General features: G+C 37.9%; 20 protein-coding genes. 17 read left to right on the forward strand and 3 right to left on the reverse strand.

Annotation, left to right across the window (positions count from 1 at the left end; genetic code table 11):
• Positions 1 to 15: 15 nt before the first annotated feature.
• From accB to mug, 6 genes are all read left to right on the forward strand, one after another.
• The gene (accB, locus tag AC1D0Y_RS11060) at positions 16 to 477 is read left to right on the forward strand and encodes an acetyl-CoA carboxylase biotin carboxyl carrier protein (protein ID WP_060745553.1); all 462 of its coding nucleotides are present in this window, start codon (positions 16 to 18) and stop codon (positions 475 to 477) included.
• A gap of 28 nt (positions 478 to 505) precedes the next feature.
• On the forward strand, positions 506 to 1,870 hold the full coding sequence (gene accC, locus AC1D0Y_RS11065) for an acetyl-CoA carboxylase biotin carboxylase subunit (protein WP_033579071.1): 1,365 nt from the start codon (positions 506 to 508) through the stop codon (positions 1,868 to 1,870).
• A gap of 131 nt (positions 1,871 to 2,001) precedes the next feature.
• The gene (locus tag AC1D0Y_RS11070) at positions 2,002 to 2,766 is read left to right on the forward strand and encodes an IclR family transcriptional regulator (RefSeq protein ID WP_477707579.1); all 765 of its coding nucleotides are present in this window, start codon (positions 2,002 to 2,004) and stop codon (positions 2,764 to 2,766) included.
• Positions 2,767 to 2,793: 27 nt separating this feature from the next.
• A complete protein-coding gene (locus tag AC1D0Y_RS11075) occupies positions 2,794 to 3,603 on the forward strand; it encodes a uroporphyrinogen-III synthase (protein WP_033579069.1) in 810 nt (269 codons plus the stop codon).
• Between the two features lie 586 nt (positions 3,604 to 4,189).
• Complete coding sequence (locus AC1D0Y_RS11080) at positions 4,190 to 5,530, forward strand: coiled-coil domain-containing protein (protein ID WP_060745554.1); 1,341 nt, start codon at positions 4,190 to 4,192, stop codon at positions 5,528 to 5,530.
• A 68-nt stretch (positions 5,531 to 5,598) separates the two neighbouring features.
• Positions 5,599 to 6,111 (forward strand): G/U mismatch-specific DNA glycosylase, encoded by a 513-nt coding sequence (mug, locus tag AC1D0Y_RS11085; protein WP_028408428.1) that lies wholly within the window; start codon positions 5,599 to 5,601, stop codon positions 6,109 to 6,111.
• Between the two features lie 20 nt (positions 6,112 to 6,131).
• Here mug and AC1D0Y_RS11090 read toward each other — a convergent pair whose 3' ends face one another.
• Both AC1D0Y_RS11090 and AC1D0Y_RS11095 read right to left on the reverse strand, forming a co-directional pair.
• Entirely contained in the window at positions 6,132 to 7,241 is a 1,110-nt protein-coding gene (locus AC1D0Y_RS11090) for a metallophosphoesterase (RefSeq protein ID WP_060745556.1), read from the reverse strand.
• 148 nt (positions 7,242 to 7,389) lie between these two features.
• Positions 7,390 to 7,689, reverse strand: coding sequence for a hypothetical protein (locus AC1D0Y_RS11095; protein WP_060745557.1), 300 nt, complete (start codon positions 7,687 to 7,689; stop codon positions 7,390 to 7,392).
• Positions 7,690 to 7,843: 154 nt separating this feature from the next.
• On the opposite strand from AC1D0Y_RS11095, the gene AC1D0Y_RS11100 reads away from it, so the two are divergent.
• Positions 7,844 to 8,344, forward strand: a complete 501-nt coding sequence (locus AC1D0Y_RS11100) for a metallophosphoesterase family protein (RefSeq protein WP_060745558.1) — start codon at positions 7,844 to 7,846, stop codon at positions 8,342 to 8,344.
• 29 nt (positions 8,345 to 8,373) lie between these two features.
• On the opposite strand, the gene AC1D0Y_RS11105 is transcribed toward AC1D0Y_RS11100, so the two are convergent.
• Positions 8,374 to 8,598, reverse strand: a complete 225-nt coding sequence (locus AC1D0Y_RS11105) for a hypothetical protein (RefSeq protein WP_028408432.1) — start codon at positions 8,596 to 8,598, stop codon at positions 8,374 to 8,376.
• Between the two features lie 149 nt (positions 8,599 to 8,747).
• On the opposite strand from AC1D0Y_RS11105, the gene AC1D0Y_RS11110 reads away from it, so the two are divergent.
• The 10 genes from AC1D0Y_RS11110 to AC1D0Y_RS11155 all read left to right on the forward strand — a co-directional run bounded on the left by AC1D0Y_RS11110 (position 8,748) and on the right by AC1D0Y_RS11155 (position 18,173).
• Positions 8,748 to 10,730 carry a methyl-accepting chemotaxis protein gene (locus AC1D0Y_RS11110; RefSeq protein ID WP_477707580.1) on the forward strand — a complete coding sequence of 661 codons (1,983 nt, stop codon included), beginning with the start codon at positions 8,748 to 8,750 and terminating at the stop codon, positions 10,728 to 10,730.
• 74 nt (positions 10,731 to 10,804) lie between these two features.
• Positions 10,805 to 10,945, forward strand: coding sequence for a hypothetical protein (locus AC1D0Y_RS11115; protein WP_016764236.1), 141 nt, complete (start codon positions 10,805 to 10,807; stop codon positions 10,943 to 10,945).
• Positions 10,946 to 11,143: 198 nt separating this feature from the next.
• On the forward strand, positions 11,144 to 12,580 hold the full coding sequence (locus AC1D0Y_RS11120) for an FAD-binding oxidoreductase (RefSeq protein ID WP_176528167.1): 1,437 nt from the start codon (positions 11,144 to 11,146) through the stop codon (positions 12,578 to 12,580).
• A complete protein-coding gene (locus tag AC1D0Y_RS11125; protein ID WP_028408435.1) occupies positions 12,577 to 13,140 on the forward strand; it encodes an MFS transporter in 564 nt (187 codons plus the stop codon). The genes AC1D0Y_RS11120 and AC1D0Y_RS11125 overlap by 4 nt, the downstream gene beginning before the upstream one ends.
• Before the next feature lie 101 nt (positions 13,141 to 13,241).
• Positions 13,242 to 13,433: a hypothetical protein gene (locus AC1D0Y_RS11130; protein ID WP_025751820.1), complete on the forward strand. Its 192-nt coding sequence runs from the start codon at positions 13,242 to 13,244 to the stop codon at positions 13,431 to 13,433.
• Between the two features lie 118 nt (positions 13,434 to 13,551).
• Positions 13,552 to 13,743: a hypothetical protein gene (locus tag AC1D0Y_RS11135; protein WP_060745561.1), complete on the forward strand. Its 192-nt coding sequence runs from the start codon at positions 13,552 to 13,554 to the stop codon at positions 13,741 to 13,743.
• 402 nt (positions 13,744 to 14,145) lie between these two features.
• Positions 14,146 to 14,490 (forward strand): Na-translocating system protein MpsC family protein, encoded by a 345-nt coding sequence (locus AC1D0Y_RS11140; protein ID WP_028408437.1) that lies wholly within the window; start codon positions 14,146 to 14,148, stop codon positions 14,488 to 14,490.
• Positions 14,491 to 14,678: 188 nt separating this feature from the next.
• The gene (locus AC1D0Y_RS11145; protein ID WP_477707581.1) at positions 14,679 to 15,473 is read left to right on the forward strand and encodes a formate/nitrite transporter family protein; all 795 of its coding nucleotides are present in this window, start codon (positions 14,679 to 14,681) and stop codon (positions 15,471 to 15,473) included.
• A 439-nt stretch (positions 15,474 to 15,912) separates the two neighbouring features.
• Positions 15,913 to 16,095, forward strand: coding sequence for a hypothetical protein (locus AC1D0Y_RS11150; RefSeq protein WP_235593577.1), 183 nt, complete (start codon positions 15,913 to 15,915; stop codon positions 16,093 to 16,095).
• 116 nt (positions 16,096 to 16,211) lie between these two features.
• A complete protein-coding gene (locus AC1D0Y_RS11155) occupies positions 16,212 to 18,173 on the forward strand; it encodes a GTP-binding protein (protein ID WP_060745564.1) in 1,962 nt (653 codons plus the stop codon).
• Positions 18,174 to 18,260: the final 87 nt, after the last annotated feature.

Here is an 18,260-nt window from a genome sequence, read left to right on the forward strand (position 1 = left end):
CGGGAGTGACAAGAAATGATAAACGTACGTGAATTGCAAGAAGTTGTTTCATTAATGAATGAATCTGGTATTCAAAAGCTCCATATTGAACATGAAGGAACAAAAGTTGTCATTGATAAAGCGGGAATTCCTTTAGAAGACACAGCTGTTACAAAAGTAAAAACAGAGGAAGTAAAAGCCGCTGCTGCTGAGCAAACGCCTCAAGATTCTATGTCTGTAAACGCAGCAGAGAATAATGAAAAACAAATCTTATCACCAATGGTTGGAACCTTTTACGCCAAGCCAGAAGCAGACGCTGATCCGTTTGTTCAAGTAGGACAAACTATTGAACGTAAAGATGTTGTATGTGTAATTGAAGCGATGAAGCTGTTTAACGAAGTAGATGCAGGAATGGAAGGAGAAGTGCTTGAAATTCTTGTGAAAGACGGAGATGTTGTTGAGTTTGGACAGCCTCTATTTACCGTAAAATCATATTAAAGTATACATATTGTCAGGAGGAGCCACTATGTTCAAAAAAGTGTTAATCGCAAACCGCGGTGAGATTGCAGTTCGTATCATTCGAGCTTGTAAAGAGATGGGAATTGCAACCGTGGCCGTGTATTCAGAAGCAGACAAAGATGCACTTCACGTAAAGCTAGCAGATGAGTCATTTTGTATTGGTAAAACATCTTCTAAAGAAAGCTACTTAAATATTCGGAATTTGCTTACCGTAGCACAAGTAACCAAGGCAGACGCTGTTCATCCCGGCTACGGATTTTTAGCTGAAAATGCTGATTTTGCTGAGATGTGTGAATCCTATGATATTACCTTTATTGGTCCAAAAGCGGAAGCCATCCGTAAAATGGGAGCAAAAGCTGTAGCAAGAGAAACAATGAAACAAGCCGGTGTGCCTATTGTACCTGGCACGGAAGGACTGATTGAAGATAGCAGCACCGCTATTCCAGTAGCAAGAGAAATAGGCTATCCAATCATTGTAAAAGCTACAGCGGGCGGCGGCGGAAAAGGAATGCGGCTAGCTCATAGCGAAGAGGAGCTAGAAAAAGCGATTCGTCAAGCTCAGCACGAAGCAGAAACAGCTTTTGGAAACGGCGGAGTATACCTTGAAAAATATTTAGAAGAACCGAAACATATCGAAATTCAAATTATTGCTGATGAGGAAGGTAATGTAGTTCATTTAGGTGAACGAGATTGTTCGATTCAGCGACGTCATCAAAAATTAGTAGAAGAAGCTCCGTCTCCTGCAGTAGATGAAAATCTTCGTGCGAAAATGGGCAAGGCGGCAGTCTCGGCAGCTAAAGCAGTCGATTATACAGGTGTGGGAACGGTGGAGTTTCTGTTAGATAAACACGGACATTTTTACTTTATGGAAATGAACACACGGATTCAAGTTGAACACCCTGTTACAGAACTTGTAACAAATATCGACTTAATTAAAGAACAAATTTCAGTAGCAGCAGGCTACCCGCTATCATTTGCTCAGCGGGATGTTCAGTTAAAGGGATGGGCAATTGAATGTCGAATCAACGCAGAAAATCCGGCTAAAAACTTTATGCCTTCTCCTGGAAAAGTCGAGATGTATTTACCTCCTGGCGGCTACGGCGTTCGTGTAGACAGCGCGGTTTACCCAGGCTATGAAATTTCTCCATTTTATGATTCAATGGTGGCGAAATTAATTGTAACAGGCAAAGACCGAAATGAAGCGATTCAACGAATGAAACGTGCGCTCGAAGAATTTATCATTATAGGTATTCACACAACTATTCCTTTTCATTTAGAATTACTGAATCATCCTTCTTTTAAAGAAGGGGATTTTACAACCAAATTTCTAGAAAGTAACCCTATTTCAATTAAAGAACTAGAAACGGTGTAAGAAAGGAAAGTGCTCTTATAAGGGAGTGCTTTCCTTTTTTTCTTCATGTATAATAAAAAGAACATATGATTAGCTAGTAAGCTATACTTCTATCAAATACATGTATTCGCACAAATAAGGGAGAAGGTTTTATGCAAGCTAACAATAAAACAGTCGTTAAATCCATGCAGATTCTCACGCTTTTTATCAACCACCCTAAGCTGACCTTCACAGAAATGATGGAATATTCAGGCGTTCCGAAAACTTCTTTACATCGAATGGTTGGTTCGCTTGAAGAGATGGGATTTTTAACAAAAGACGCGCAGGGATACTATTCACTAGGACTTTCATTCTTGCAATTTGGTCAGCTAGTGGCTAATCGCTTAGATATTAGAAATATCGCAAAGCCCGTAATGGAAACGCTCCGAGACGAAGTAGAAGAAGCGGTTAATCTAATTGTACGAGATGGGGATCAAGCCATGTATATTGAAAAAGTAGATACGCTTCATCCCGTGCGTCTCTATACATCAATTGGAAGGCGTTCACCTCTTTATGCAGGAGCTTGTTCACGCATTATTTTGGCGCATTTACCCGAAAAAGAACAAGAGGCATATATTACTCAAACGGAGCTAACTCCAATAGGTATTGGAACCATTACAGATCAAAAGAAACTAAGAAATGTATTAAAAGAAGCAAAAGAAAAAGGGTATACCATTAGCACCTCTGAATTAGAAAACTTTACAACATCCGTGAGCGCGCCGATTGTAAATCATCAAAATGAAGTGGTTGCAGGCATTAGCGTAGCGGGAATTGAAGCGAGATTTCAAGGAGACAGACTGCCGTTCATTATTCAAAAAGTAACAGAAGCGGCGAGCCTAATTTCTGAAAAACTCGGTTATCAAGGTTCATTAAAGTAGCATACATAGAAAAATGGAGGTAAACCATTGAAACGATTAGAAGGTAAAACAGTCGCACTCGTAGGTCAGCGTAAAGTAGAAGAAATCAGCAAAATTGTTGAAAACCTTGGCGGGACACCGCTTGTACGACCTGCACAAGGAACCATCTTTTTAGATGACACACACTTAGAAGCAGATATTAAAGAACTGGTAAAAGGAAATTATGATTGGTTTATTTTTACGACAGGCGTCGGGACGGAAATTTTATATAAAACAGCAGATAAGCTAGGACTAGCTGATGAATTCCTTTCTTCTTTACAAGCAGCTAATATTGCTGCACGCGGGTATAAAACCGTAAATATGTTAAAAAAGCTCGGTGTTACTCCAACCGTTCGAGATGATGATGGAAGTACAGCGGGCCTAGTCAGAGCGCTTCATTCGTTTTCTTTTGAAGGAAAGCATGTAGCGCTTCAGCTTCACGGAGATCCTGCACCAAAATTGATTGATTTTCTTTCGAATCAAAAAGCCCAATTCAAAGAGATTTTACCGTATCAGCATATTCCTCCAAAAGCAGAAGTCATGGAACAGCTTATAAACGAATTAACAAGCGGGAAAGTCGATGCTGTTAATTTCACAAGCGCTCCCCAAGCCCGCTTTTTATTTTCGTTTGCAAGAGAACACGGACAAGCTGATCACATTCGAGAACTCTTTGAAAGCTCTGTAGTAGCTGTGGCCGTTGGGAAAGTAACCGCTGCTGCTTTAAAAGAAGAAGGAGTAGATCGTATTGTTATTCCTGACCAAGAAAGAATGGGAAGCGCAATTGTAGCTTTAGAACACTATTATCAGCAGCGTGATTAAAAAAACCTTCTCGCCTCATGGCGAGAAGGTTTTTTGTATGGCTTCATCCAAGCGTTGTCGAATATTGTTTGAAAATTGCCTATTGTCCTCTTTTTGAACTTCTTCAAACATCGAATAGAAATAAATTCATTGTTATTCCAGAAAATCATTTTCAAATATTGTAAAAATGGTAGATAAAGGTTAAAAATAGACGAATATGTTAAAGAGTTGTTACGTTTCTTTTAGAAATATCTTAAATCTAAACAGCTTAAACAATAATAATTATCTACTTTATAACGCTAAAAGCACTGCTGTTTGAAGCTTGATAGATCTTTCACTGGTATGGGGAAATAAAGGTATATTTTTGCAGGAAAGAAGGGAATGTATACACAAGCGTTAAATGTTACATTACTGAAATACAATTGTAATATTGTTATTCTTTTTTTGAACGTTTATCGTGGTATAATTTTCGTAGATTTTCATTAGCATATTTAGCTATTTATCGACAAATACAGTGAACTTTACATAAATTGTAAGACTTTTATACATATTGATACATAATTAGAAATTACTAGTTTAACAGAGCGAGAAAGCGGAGGAATTCATATTGAAAAAGAAAATGCTTTTACTTAACACAACGGTTTTATTAGGCCTAGGAGGAGTTTTATCAACTCCAGCGTATGCTTCTACCATTCAGGATATGGAATCACAAAAATCTCAAATTCAAAATCAGCGTCAAGATGTGCAATCTAACATCAAAGCAGCTTCTGATGAATTAACAAGCCTTCAAGCAGAACAAGATCAAATGAAAGCACAGCTTGAGCGATTAACAATAGCAGAAGAAGAAAACAATAAAAAAGCCCAAAAAACAGAAGCCGATATTAAAGAAACGTCTAAACAAGTAGAGCAGCTTGAAAAAGAAATTAAGCTGCTTCAAGAAAAACTTGAAAAGCGAAACGATATTTTAAAAGATCGTGCACGTTCTCTGCAAGAAAGCGGCGGTAACGTAGAGTATTTACAAGTTTTACTTGGTTCTTCAAGCTTCAGTGATTTTGTAGACCGCGCGCTAGCTGTTTCAACTATTGTAGATGCAGACCGTGGTATTTTAAAAGAAACTAAAAATATGCAAGACGAATTAAAAACAAAACAAGCTGATGTTAAATCTAAGCTAGCTAGCTTAGAAGACATGAAGGCAGAACTAGATGAAATGACTGTCCAGCTAGCAGCTCAAAAGAAACAAAAAGATGCACTGGCAAAAGAACTAAAAGACAAAGAAGCAAAAAATGAAGAACTAAAGGCTTCTCTACAAGCAAAAGACAGCTCTCTTGCAAATGAACAGTCTACGCTTGAACAAAATATTAAAGATCAAAAAGCTGCAGAAGAAGCAGCAAGAAAAGCAGCTGAACAAGCGGCTAAAGAGGCAGCTAAGAAAGCAGCTGAGCAAGCTCAAAAAGCAGCGGCTGCGCCAGCTGAACAAGCCGATTCATCTTCTGCTAAGGCAGAAGCACCAAAAGCAAGCAGCAATGATGTGGCACCTACAAGCGCTCCGGCTCCAAAAGCTAGCAATGTTGTAACAGTAGGAAACCGCTGGATTGGAAACTCTGCTTACGTATTTGGCGGAGGACGCAGCCAGTCTGATATTAGCCGCGGTTTATTTGACTGCTCGTCATTTGTACACTGGGCATATTCTCAAGTAGGCGTTAACCTTGGACCTCTTGGATCTGTAAGTACAGAGACGTTAAAGCATGCGGGAACACAAGTGTCTTCTAGTCAAATGCAGCCTGGCGATCTTGTTTTCTTCGATACATATAAAAAAGACGGTCACGTTGGCATTTATGTAGGAGGCGGCAAGTTCATCGGTGCTCAAAGCTCAACAGGTGTTGCAATTGCAAACATGAGCAGCGGATACTGGAAACAAAAATTCAACGGACGCGTAGTTCGTATTTAATAGGGTATAGTAAAAAGAAAACATCCCATCTGGATGTTTTCTTTTTATATTGTAAGGAGCGTATGACTATGAATTCTATTTTTGATCATATACAACCCAACTTAGATATTTTATTTGTCGGTTTTAATCCAAGCATCCGTTCAGGTGAAACGGGTCATCATTTTGCGAATCCAACCAATCGCTTCTGGACGATTCTTCACAAAGCAGGTTTGACAGATCGTAAATATCATCCGGAGGAAGATCACTCGCTGCTCCAGCTGGGGTACGGTTTAACAAATATTGTAGAACGTCCTACAAAGGCAGCTGATGAGATTACAAAAGAAGAATATGCAGAAGGCAGAGAAATCTTAAAGGAAAAAATAGCTACATATACGCCTAAAATCGTTTGTTTTGTTGGAAAAGGTGTCTATCAGCAGTACAGCGGACGAAAGCAAGTAAAGTGGGGTAAACAAGAGAAATCGATGGTATCAGGAATAATGGACTTTGTTGCCCCGTCTTCAAGCGGGCTCGTTCGAATGAAAGTAGATGAAGTAGTCGCCATTTATGCAGAGCTTCCGAAGCTGCTGTGTACATTAAAATAGAGAAAGCCCTAGGGCTTTCTCTATTTTGTAAACGAAATATCAATTTGAATAATTTCCGATCGGCTTCCGATTCGAAGCGGAGGACCCCAAAAGCCAAATCCTGAAGAGACAATGGTATGCAGTTGATTAGTTTGCTTGTAGCCCCAATCAATTTCAAATAACCGCTTTGTAATTAAATGATTAGGCGCCATTTGCCCTCTGTGAGTATGGCCGCATAGAAGTAAATCCACTCCTGCTTGTTCCGCTTCTTTTAAAGAAAGCGGCTGATGATCCATTGCAATGACAGGAAGAGAACGATCCGTTTCACTCGCTAAATCGAAAAAGCTGTATCGGTTTTTGTCCGTCTTGTCTTTTCTGCCTATTAAATACAAGCTATCACCTATGTTTAACACTTCATCCATTAAAATAGGGATGTTCATTTCTTTCATTCTTTCCACAAACTGAGGAATCTTCCCGCCGTAATACTCATGGTTTCCCAAAATTCCATACGTGCCTAAAGGCGCTTTGAGCTGCTTCATCATAGAATCCATTTCTTTCTTAAAGAATACATGGGGATCATCGTCAATAATATCTCCAGGAAGTAAAATAAGATCCGGCTGTATCTTTTGTACATGAGTGATTAACCGCTGCAAATGTTTTTTGCCGGACAATGTGCCAAAGTGCATATCAGATGCTACAGCAATGCGAAGGTTTTTCCGATTCGTCTTTTTAGCAAGCGAAATCGTGTATTTTCTTACCACAGGACTGTAAGCATTATACGTACCGTAAGCAAAAATGAATAAAAAAGCGGCAATTATGAAAAATCCAATTGAATCGATAGCTGTAGAAAGCGAAGCGCCTAGAAGAGTAAGAATATATACGGCTAGATTACTTATAGGAAGCAAAAGCACCGAATATTGAATAAATCCTAACCAGTACGATCCCACAATTTTAAATATGCTCACTTGTTGAAACGCACGACTGATGATAAAGGAATAAGCAAAAAAGACAACGATTACCGTAAGAATCCATTTGTTTTCCACTTCAAACATTGTGTGAAGCCACATCCAAGCGTTCCATCCGATGTACAAAACGAATAAATTATATAAAATAACAACTAAAATAGACCTTACTAACACACTTACTTTCATACGCTAACCTCTTTTCTTTCATCCGTAATTCCACTATAGCTCATTTTTATTGCTTCAACAAAATTTTATCTCTTCTTCTTATCAATAAAATTTTTGCTTGTCACACAAACGAAAAAACACACCTATAAAACAAGGTGTGTTTTTTATATTAATGATGGTGATGCGCGTGGTGAAGGCTGCTAATCACAAATTCAGGCTCTGGAACGTGGAAATATTGAATCCATACGCCTTCTAAAAATTTCTCGCGTTTATCTAAAACGATATCGATATCTTTATCTGTTTTTACGATTTCATCATGTTCAGTCGGCTTATCGAATTTCCAATCATAATGCGCGTGATCACCGTGGTCGATAGTTACATATACACGAATCATTTTTCCTTGACCTTCTGGGCTAGCCAATGCATTTTTTAACACTTTTGCTGCGTTTCGATTAATTTTTACTTCCATTTTGAAAACTCCATTCTGTAACTTGGTATGTAACGTATTTTCGCAAACTTAAACGAAAAAGAGAAATTTTTTGCCTGACGCTCCGGATAGAGTTGCTTCATTCCAACGTAATACGCTACACTACATAAATGAGCGAAAAAGGAGCGTATGATGAATGAGGATCGTTATTTTAGGTGACACTCATATTCCAAAAAGAGCGAAACATTTTCCGAAAAGACTCCTAGCCGAACTGAAAACAGCTGATGCTATTATTCATACGGGAGATTTTCAAACGATAGATGTATACAATGACCTGCGTGTGTTTGCTCCTGTACACGGCGTGATTGGAAATGTAGACAGTGAAGAGCTTCAGAAAATACTTCCATCTTCATTACTTCTTTCGTTTGGCGACGTTACGATTGGCGTAGTCCACGGTCATGGCAAAGGAAAAACGACTGAAAAACGTGCACTTTTGGCATTTGAACATGAACAAGTAGACGCAGTGATTTTTGGTCATTCTCACATTCCTGTTCATAAACAAATTGGTGATATTACGTTGTTTAATCCAGGTTCCGCTACTGACAAACGGCGGGAAAAGCAATTTTCGTTTGGACTTCTGTACATACAAAAAAACACGCTGCGTTTTGAACATGTTTTTTACGATTCTAAAGACTAAAACAAGAGAGGACTCTTGTTTTAGTCTTTTTACGTTGTATGGTCTAAATGAGCAATATACTCGTGAAGCTTATTTTCTTCGTAATCATTTAAGTCATGCATCGGAATAACCTGCTGAGTTTGAGGATTCGTTCCTCTTACTTCCGCAATTTTTACTCCTTCTTTATAGATATTAAAAATATCTTTTTCTTCCCCGCGCTGAACCTTTTCTGTTTCAAACATTGAAAAAGACTTGCTGTTTTTACTTTCTTCCATTAAAATCACCTACTTTTTTTATCGTACTCTTATCTTTTCACACCCATTGTTAATTATGTATACACTCGATGACTAAAGGAATATGAAGTCTTGCCGATAGAAAGAAAGTGCACGATCACTTTTAACTACGGAGAGAGAGGCTACATAGCATGGAGAGAGTAAGAAAAAAAAGGTCCCTTAATAACTTTAAGACAAAGCTGGGGCTAGCATTTGCAGCGATCTTATTAGTGCCATCTGTTACGATAGGTGTATCAGCTTACATAACAGCGAAACATGAAATTGAAAACCAAATTATTAACACAGCACAGCAAAATGTACAGTCCATTAATTCAGTGATTGACGATACCATTGGACCAAAAATTCATGATGTAGAGTTTTTTTCATCAGTGGTAAACAACGAGCGCTACAATGAAAAAGATATGGCTACTTTAAGCAAAGATTTTAACTTATATGCTTCGCTTCATCCAGAAGCCGTCAGCATTTTTACAGGAAATCAGCAAGGGAAGTTTATTCAATCGCCTAAAAAAGTGCTACAAGCAGGCTATGATCCTAGAAAACGAGATTGGTACAAGCTGGCCATGCAAAACAAAGGAAAAACAGTTGTCACTGAACCTTATCCATCAGCCTCTACAGGTCAGACCGTTATTACTGTAGCGAAAACATCGGGGGATGGCACAGGGGTTATTGCTTTGAATTTAGATATTAGCCGCATTAATAAAGCTGTCAGCAAAGTAAAAATCGGAGAAAAAGGATATCCATTTCTTTTAGATGGAGAAAGAAAATATATTGTTCACCCTACGGAAAAAGCAGGTGCAAAAGCGACAGATTCTCTTTTTGACAAGCTTTATGCAAAGAGCTCTGGGTCTTTTGAATATACCTTTAACGGGGATGAAAAAAAGATGGTCTTTACGACAAATAAAACAACAAACTGGAAAGTTGCAGGCACTATGTATTCATCAGAAGTTAGTGAAGCTGCACAGCCTATCTTTTACAAAACACTATTTATTATTGTAGCTTGTCTGATAATCGGGAGTCTTACCATTTTTATGGTGTTACAATCGATTATTAAACCGCTCAAACAGCTTAAGAATCAGGCTCTGAGCGTTAGTGAAGGAGATCTGACAACAGCGATTACTGTCAATTCAAAAGATGAAATCGGCGAGTTAGGGTATGCTTTTAGTCAGATGCAAAACAATCTTCGCACATTAATTCAAAATGTTGAAATGAGTGCAGAGCAAGTGGCCGCTTCTTCAGAAGAGCTAACGGCCAGCTCACAGCAAACGAGCGCTGCGACTGAACAAGTATCAGTTGCGATACAAGAAGTGGCTTCTAGTGCAGAAAAACAAACGGCTGTTATTGACCAAAATGCAGCTTCTTTAGATGAGATTGTTCAAGGAGTTTCTACCATTGCCAAGCGTACAGAAATTGTTTCTCAGCTATCAAATCACACAACGTCTGAAGCTGTAGAAGGTGGAAAAGCCGTGAGAGAAACGGTCGAACAAATGGAATCCATTTCTCAATGCGTCGAGCTGTCTAATACAACAATTCGTACTTTGTTTCAACGTTCAAAAGAAGTTGGAACCATTTTAGAAGTAATCAGCGGCATTGCTGCTCAAACAAATTTACTAGCCTTAAATGCTGCAATCGAAGCGGCACGAGCTGGAGAACATGGAAAAGGATTTTCCGTTGTAGCAGCGGAAGTGAGAAAGCTGGCAGAACAATCACAAGTGTCCGCGTCTCAAATTTCTGAGCTTATTCAAGCTATTCAACAAGATACTCAGGAATCTGTACATACAATGGAGCAAGTTACAAACAAAGTTGAAGAAGGACGAACAATATCACAAACGGCTATTCAAAAATTCGAACAAATTCTAAGCAGCATGAATGAAACGACTCCGCAAGTAGAAGAAGTGGCTGCGACTGCTCAGCAAATTTCAGCAGCGGTTGAAGAAGTGGCTCGTACAGCAGGTGAAATGGCGATCCTTGCTAAAGGAAATGCAGCTACATCTGAAGAAGTGGCCGCATCAACTGAAGAACAGCTGGCTTCAATGGAGGAAATTGCCGTTTCCGCACAATCTCTGTCTCAAATGGCAGAACAATTAACAGCGCTCATTAGCAAATTTAATTTGTAAACTTTCGTCAAATCGTCATAGACCTCTTTTATATTGGAAAAAGTAGAACATACACATATGAAAGAGGTGACAGTATGATGGAGCAAACAAAAATGACCTTTGAGCCAGCTTCAATTAACGATGATATGCATGCGAAGCTGAAACAGCTAGAAGAGCAGTTTCAACAAACGTTAGGAAAAAGAGTAGCTTTAGTTGCATACGAAGCTGAAAAATAAAGAAACAAAAAAAGAAAAGACCTAATGTCTTTTCTTTTTTTGTTTCAATAAGGTTAACATACATTAAATTACAAGTTTTTTTCATATACTTTCTCAAAATGAACTATAACTAAGTGTAAAATTACACTTTTTTAGTGTTATTTCACTTTTAATATGGTATAATTTCACAGAAATAAAGAAAGGAGCTTACAGTTTGTGATGAAGAAAAACGTGTTGTTAGGAACTTTTTTATCTTTTTATCTAGTAGGTTCATATGCCTCCTATCATATTTATAAACAGCAGCAAAGCCGTCCTGTAACGAAAGATGTTGCTCGGCTTCTTCCTACAAAAGTCAAAGAAATAAAGCACGGAACAACTGAAAAACAGCTGAAAGATTGGGTGAAAACCGCTTCACAGCATCATGAAAAAATAGCGATTTCAGGCATGCAGCACAGTCAAGGAGGGCAGACGTATTATCCGAATGCTATTTTACTTGATATGAAGCAGTACAATAAAATTGTAGATTACAAGCCACGTCAAAAGGAAATTACGGTTCAAAGCGGGACAACGTGGAATGATATTCAGCAATATATACATAAAGACGGTCTTGCTCTTCAGGTTATGCAATCACAAAATATTTTTACCGTTGGAGGTTCTATTAGCGTGAACGTACACGGCAGAGATATTCGATACGGTTCTTTAATGGATACGGTAAAATCTATGCGTCTCCTGCAGGCCGACGGGTCTATTATCGAAATTAGCCGGACAAAACACCCTGAGCTGTTTTCTTTAGTAAACGGAGGCTACGGGTTATTTGGAGTCATTTTAGATGTGACGCTTCGTTTGACGGACGATGAATGGTACGAAGATGAAATTATCCGCTTAGATTATAGACAGTATACAGCGTATTTTAAAAACTACGTACAGCATAACCCTGACGTTCGTATGCATATGGCGCGTATTTCTGTTTCTCCTAATCAATTGCTAACAGATATGTACGTCACAAACTATCGCTTATCTTCTCAAAATACTTCTACTGTAAAAGAACCGCTCAAAACAGAAAAAATAGTGGCACTTCCTAAATTTATGCTAGGACTGTCTCGTTACAGTGACTGGGGAAAAGATATGCTGTGGGAAACACAAAAGGCTTATTTTTTAAGACAAAATGGACGGCTTGAAACAAGAAATAATGTTATGCGTTCTGAAAGTGATTTTATGGAATACGAAAGTGTTAGCCGGACGGAAGTTTTACAAGAATACTTCGTTCCGGTTGATGAATTTGCTTCTTACATCGATGATTTACGCGAAGTGTTAGCAACAGAGAAATTAAATTTACTGAACATTACTGTTCGCTATGTAGAAAAAGACAATAAAGCCGTCATGTCTTATGCAAAAGACGATATGTTTGCTCTCGTTTTACTTATTAACCAGAAAAAAGACCATCAAGGCATGGCTGATACACAAAGAGTTGTCAGAAAAATGGTGGATGTAACGCTGCAGCATCAGGGAAGCTATTACTTGCCTTACTACGGCTACCCAAGCAAGAAGCAATTAGAAGAGGCTTACCCTCATACAACCGCCTTTTTTAATTTGAAAAGAAAATATGATCGGAACGAAACGTTCGTTAATTTATTTTATAAGGAGTATGGAAAATGACGTACAAACAACTCTTACACTCACAAAGCCTGATGATTACTGCAAGTAGTATTGTTTTTCCTTTTTACCTGTTACTGCTTCGAAATCTTGGTGATAGTTATTCACAATTTGGCTTAGCTTACGGAATTTTCGCTTTAACCGCAGCTTTGAGTCACCCTTTAATCGGTGCATGGAGTGACAGAGTAGGAGAAAAGCGCTTGCTCATTTTATATACGTTTGGGATGGCGGTTGTTATGCTTGTGATTCCCGTTCTATCAACTATTACGCAGGTGTATATCATTCAAGTTATAATGGGGCTACTTGGAGCTCTTCAAAAAACAGCAGAAAAAATAGCATTATCTAGGCAGACAGATCGTGCTCATACGGGAAAACAAGTAGGACACTATCATTTATGGACCTCTATATGGGCAGCTTTAGCCGTGATTGCAACAGGGTATATCATTGATTTTCTTACAATCGGCAGCCTTTTTTACATCACTTCGTTTATGTATGTAGCAGCAGGGGTATTAATATGGCAAAAACCAAAAACAGTCGAGCTTGAACGCCACCATTCGCTGTAAAAGCATATATGGACAGGTCACTTGAATTTTTTAGTTCGTATTATAAGATACTATAAAAAATTTATGTTCTCCCGATATAAGTACTGAAAGGAGAAACGTTTATGCAAGGTATAAGTATATCAGGGCAAGATGCATGGTCTTCTATTATAGTATCGTTCGCTATTTTCATCATTATATGGGGTCTGATTCCAGGCTTAACTATAAAGTATGTATGTAAAAGTCAAACACTAGGTATAGCAAGCTTTTTTGTTGGTATTGCCTATGGGGTTAAAGCAGGTCATTTCCTTATTTAAATACGAATTGGTGTAAGTAAGGAAGCTTGGACCGCTATTAGCTAAGTGAGAATCCCTTTTGTTTCCTGTTATTTTTTTAGAGCAATTCTCCATAATAACAGTTAAAGAGGTGAATCCGATGACAGATAACAATGTTGGGTTTGGAGTTAGCGGAGGCGAAGAGACGAGAAAAAAGTCTACTATTTCTAGTGAAGCTCCTATATCTAATGATGTACAACAAAACCAAAAACAAGATAACTACGAAAAACTTAGCCATCAACTAAATTCATTATCTGATGATGAATTTAGAGCAGATCGTGATGAAGATTAAGGGTTACCTATCAAAAAAGAATATTTAAATTAAATAAAGTATTATGAAAGTAAACTAATTGGATTCCATGACTTTAACGTGATAGCATTAACTACTGGTACAAACATACCACTTGACTATTTTGACATGCTATTTTGTCAAAGTTCTTAGTTATTTCTTTGTTTGATAACTGAGAATCCATTTGTAACCTTTAAGTAGAGATATAAAGGTAATCCTTCACTTTAATAAGTGAAGGATTTTTTTTATCCTTTCGTAATGGTTTTGCGATGATTTGGATTAACGGGGATAAAACAGATACATTGTATACAATGTAAACGTCGTCATGTATAATGTAACTTATTCTTAGTTGAAAACTTGAATGAGCAGGATAGACATACTCGAGATAAGCGGAGGCATACACCAGTGTCTAAGAAAATACATGATTTTAATGATATTATCCGAAAGCTGCGCAAAAAACTTTTTGGAAAAGGTCCAGAACGAATTCATACTGTATTTGTTCAAAATATGGCTATTTCAACTTTGTACGGCAACTTAACGCCAGCTGAACAATTTATCGCGAGAACAACCGAAGGTAAAGAGACAGTACATATGGCAAGAACGAAGCTTATTCAAAACCTTTATGCTTCATCTCCTCCAGAGGGGCTTGAAGACTTGTTAGGAGCTAAGCTGGAGTACTTATTTTCTGATATCAAAGTAGAAGAAGATATCGCTGTTTCTGTGTTTGTGTTTAAAACCAATATTCAGTAGAACAACTTAAAATACATAATTTAATTAAATGAAAGAGAAGTAGGATCTGCTTGTTTTTTATTTGATTTTATTATAGATAATGATGACTGATATACTGTAAAGAAAGTGCAGGATTATTAGGCAGCATTCAAAAACCTTGTGTAAAAGGTGTTTTTGAGTGCTGCCTTTTTTAGTTAAGGAGGAGTTTTATGGCATTTCACAAGCCGGATAAAATGTTAAACATCGCTTTAGAAGCGGGGATTTCAAAAACGAAGCTATCTCTTTCTTCCATTCTCATGCTTGGGTTTTTAGGAGGCGCGTTTATTGCGCTTGGTTTTTTACTAGATGTGCGCGTGATTGGTAATTTACCAGTTGAATGGGGAAGTTTATCGAATCTTCTAGGAGGGGCCGTCTTTCCTGTAGGTCTTATGCTGGTTGTACTTGGGGGAGCGGAGCTTATTACAGGGAATATGATGTCTGTTTCCATTGCCCTGTATGCAAGAAAAATTTCACTTCGTCACTTGCTTCATAACTGGTTTTGGGTCACGCTTGCTAACTTTTTAGGTGCCGTGTTTATTGCATATTTCTTTGGACATATTGTAGGTTTAACAGAAACAGGGCCTTTTTTAGATAAAACGGTAGCCATTGCTCAAGCTAAAATTGATGATTCGTTTTTTAAAACGCTTATTTCTGCTGTGGGCTGCAACTGGCTTGTATGTTTAGCTATTTGGCTTTCATACGGTGCTGACGATGTTACGGGGAAAATTCTTGGTATTTGGTTTCCGATTATGGCATTTGTTGCAATTGGCTTTCAGCACGTTGTAGCCAATATGTTTATCATTCCCGCCGCTATTTTTGCAGGTCACTTTACATGGATTGATTTTATTGCAAATATTATCCCTACCTTTATTGGAAATATGATAGGAGGATCTGTATTTGTAGGCCTTATTTATTTTTCTTCTTATCAACGGAAACAAAAAGAACAAATAAAAAAAGCTGCTTAAGCGGTTTTATCAGTTGTCATTTAAAAAAAGCAGTCTCTTAGTAAAGAGGCTGCTTTTTTGATAGTGAAAGGTGAAAAAATGTACTTTTAACAATTTATGTATGATAACATATAAAACAATTAAGGTTCGGTAAACGTTCAAGTTCTCTTTTTATTTTCATAATAATATTATGGTTAACTAGATGGTAAGAAATACATTCAAAAGGGAGAGAAAGAAAGATTGAATATTGGTATAGGATTGATTCTGCTATCTGTCGCACTACTATTTCTTATATCAGGAATGTTTTTACGCAAAAAGAAAAAAAGGTATGTAGCAACAGTTTGTTAATCGCAGGAACATTGATTTTATCAGCAGGCCTATTATTAATAACTGGTTTATATGATCCGTATGCAAATCATATTTAATAGTGTATTAAAGGAGAGTGAAAAAATTGAAGTTCATGTTTGCTGTTTTATTCATTATATTTGGCAGTATTTTAGTTGGATTGACCAGTGACAGTCTAGGCGCGACAGGTAATAACATCATGCATTTAGCTGGAATTGGGTGCCTTATAGCAGCTATTTTTATAGTAAAAGGCAAAAAAGATACTAAACGCCGTACAAAAAGGGAATGCGATGTTTAATCACGCATTCTTTTTTGATGTAAGCAGTTCTAGGCCTTTGTCGTCCACTTTTTCTTACGATTATTATAAAATAGAAAGTAACAGCTATACATACAGCAGTAAGGTGGTATTTAACAATGAAACAATCTAACAAAACGATCGGTATCGTAGCGCATGTCGATGCAGGAAAGACAACGTTTTCCGAACAGCTTCTTTACCATACCAAAAGTATTAAACAACGAGGAAGAGTCGACCACAAAGATTCCTTTCTGGATACCCATACGATTGAAAAAGAACGAGGAATTACGGTATTTGCCGATCAAGGAACTTTTTCATATAACGGTTCTACTTATTATTTAATTGATACGCCGGGCCACGTCGATTTTTCACCTGAAATGGAACGTTCTATTCAAGTGATGGACTATGCGATTGTTATCTTAAGTGCAGTAGAAGGAGTCGAAGGCCATACAGAAACCGTTTGGCAGCTGCTTCAAAAACATCGTGTGCCCGTATTCTTTTTTATTAATAAAATCGATCGTGTAGGAGCAGATCCTGAACGTGTTATAAACGATATTAAACATAACTTAACCCCCGATGTTTTTGACATAACGTCAGAGCTTATAGATGGCTCATTGAGTGAGGAACTTATTGAATTTATAGCTGAAAAAGATGAAGAGCTTCTAGATGTATTTATGGAAGGCAAGAATGATCAAGCTTATTGGAGAGCCGCTATGAAAAAGCTTATTCAAACCAATCAGCTTTTTCCGTGTGCTTGTGGCTCAGCTTTACAAGATATCGGCATTGAAAGTTTTTTAGAGAAGCTCGATTTGCTAACAGAAACTTGCTACTCGAAGGAAGAAGCATTTTCAGGTCGTGTATATAAAATTCGGCACGATGAAAACGGCATGCGCATCACGTTTATCAAAGCTCTAAGCGGGACAATGCAGGTGCGTGATGAAGTGGCTTATGAAAAAAACGGAGAGCTATACGAAGAAAAAATCACTCAAATTCGTGCTTATAACGGAAGTACATTTAAAAACGTAAATGAAGGTTCAGCTGGCGAACTTTTTGCGGTTACAGGGTTGTCTTCAGCATCGATTGGAGATGGTCTTGGAACATTAAAAGAAAGCCGCTCCTACGAACTTTTGCCTACGTTAAAATCAAAAGTTGTTTTTGAGTCTTCTGTTCATCCAAAAGAAGGAATTAAACTTTTTCAATTATTAGATGCTGAAGACCCTTCTTTACATGTGACGTGGGAAGAAAGAGCTCAAGAGCTTCATATTCGTGTGATGGGAGCAATTCAGCTAGAAGTCCTCGAAAAACTGATAAAAGAACGTTTTAATATAAACGTACAGTTTGAAGAACCAGAAATTTTGTACAAAGAATCTATTCAAAATACAGTGATGGGCTACGGGCATTTTGAACCGTTAAAACACTATGCAGAAGTTCATTTGAAAATAGAAGCAGCGGAACGAAACAGTGGAATTACTTTTGAAAATGCTTGTCACGCCGACGATTTATCCGCGGGGTATCAAAATCTAGTCCGTCAGCATATATTTGAAAAGCCGCATCATGGTTTGTTAACGGGTTCACCTATTACTGATATAAAAGTGACATTATGTACCGGACGAGCTCACAACAAGCATACAAGCGGAGGAGATTTTAGAGAAGCAACGTACCGTGCACTGCGACAAGGGTTAGAAAAAGCAGAAAATATTGTGCTAGAACCGTATTATGATTTCAAAATTAAAGTGGATATTGATCAAATGGGAAGAGTATTAGCGGATGTTCAAAGCGCACACGGTCACTTTGATTCTCCTGTAACAACCGAAAACAAAGCGATTATTACAGGAAAAGTTCCTGTTGCTACTTTTATGAACTACGGTTCGACGCTAGCATCTCTTACGCATGGAAAAGGAGCAATGTCTCTATTATTCGGAGGGTATGAACGCTGTCATAATGAAGCAGAAGTGATTGAACAAATCGGCTACAATAAAGAGGCGGATCCCGAATACAGTTCATCGTCCGTCTTTTGCGCAAAAGGACAGGGCTATACGGTTCCTTGGAAAGAAGCAAAAGAAAAAATGCACTGTTTATAAAAAGCACTGTAGCAATCTTTCAACAGCTGTTTTCTCCATACCTTTACAATAAAAACCACATTATAGTATAGTTTACTTATATTTCTA

Source organism: Priestia sp. P1_B12_1, assembly GCF_056406695.1.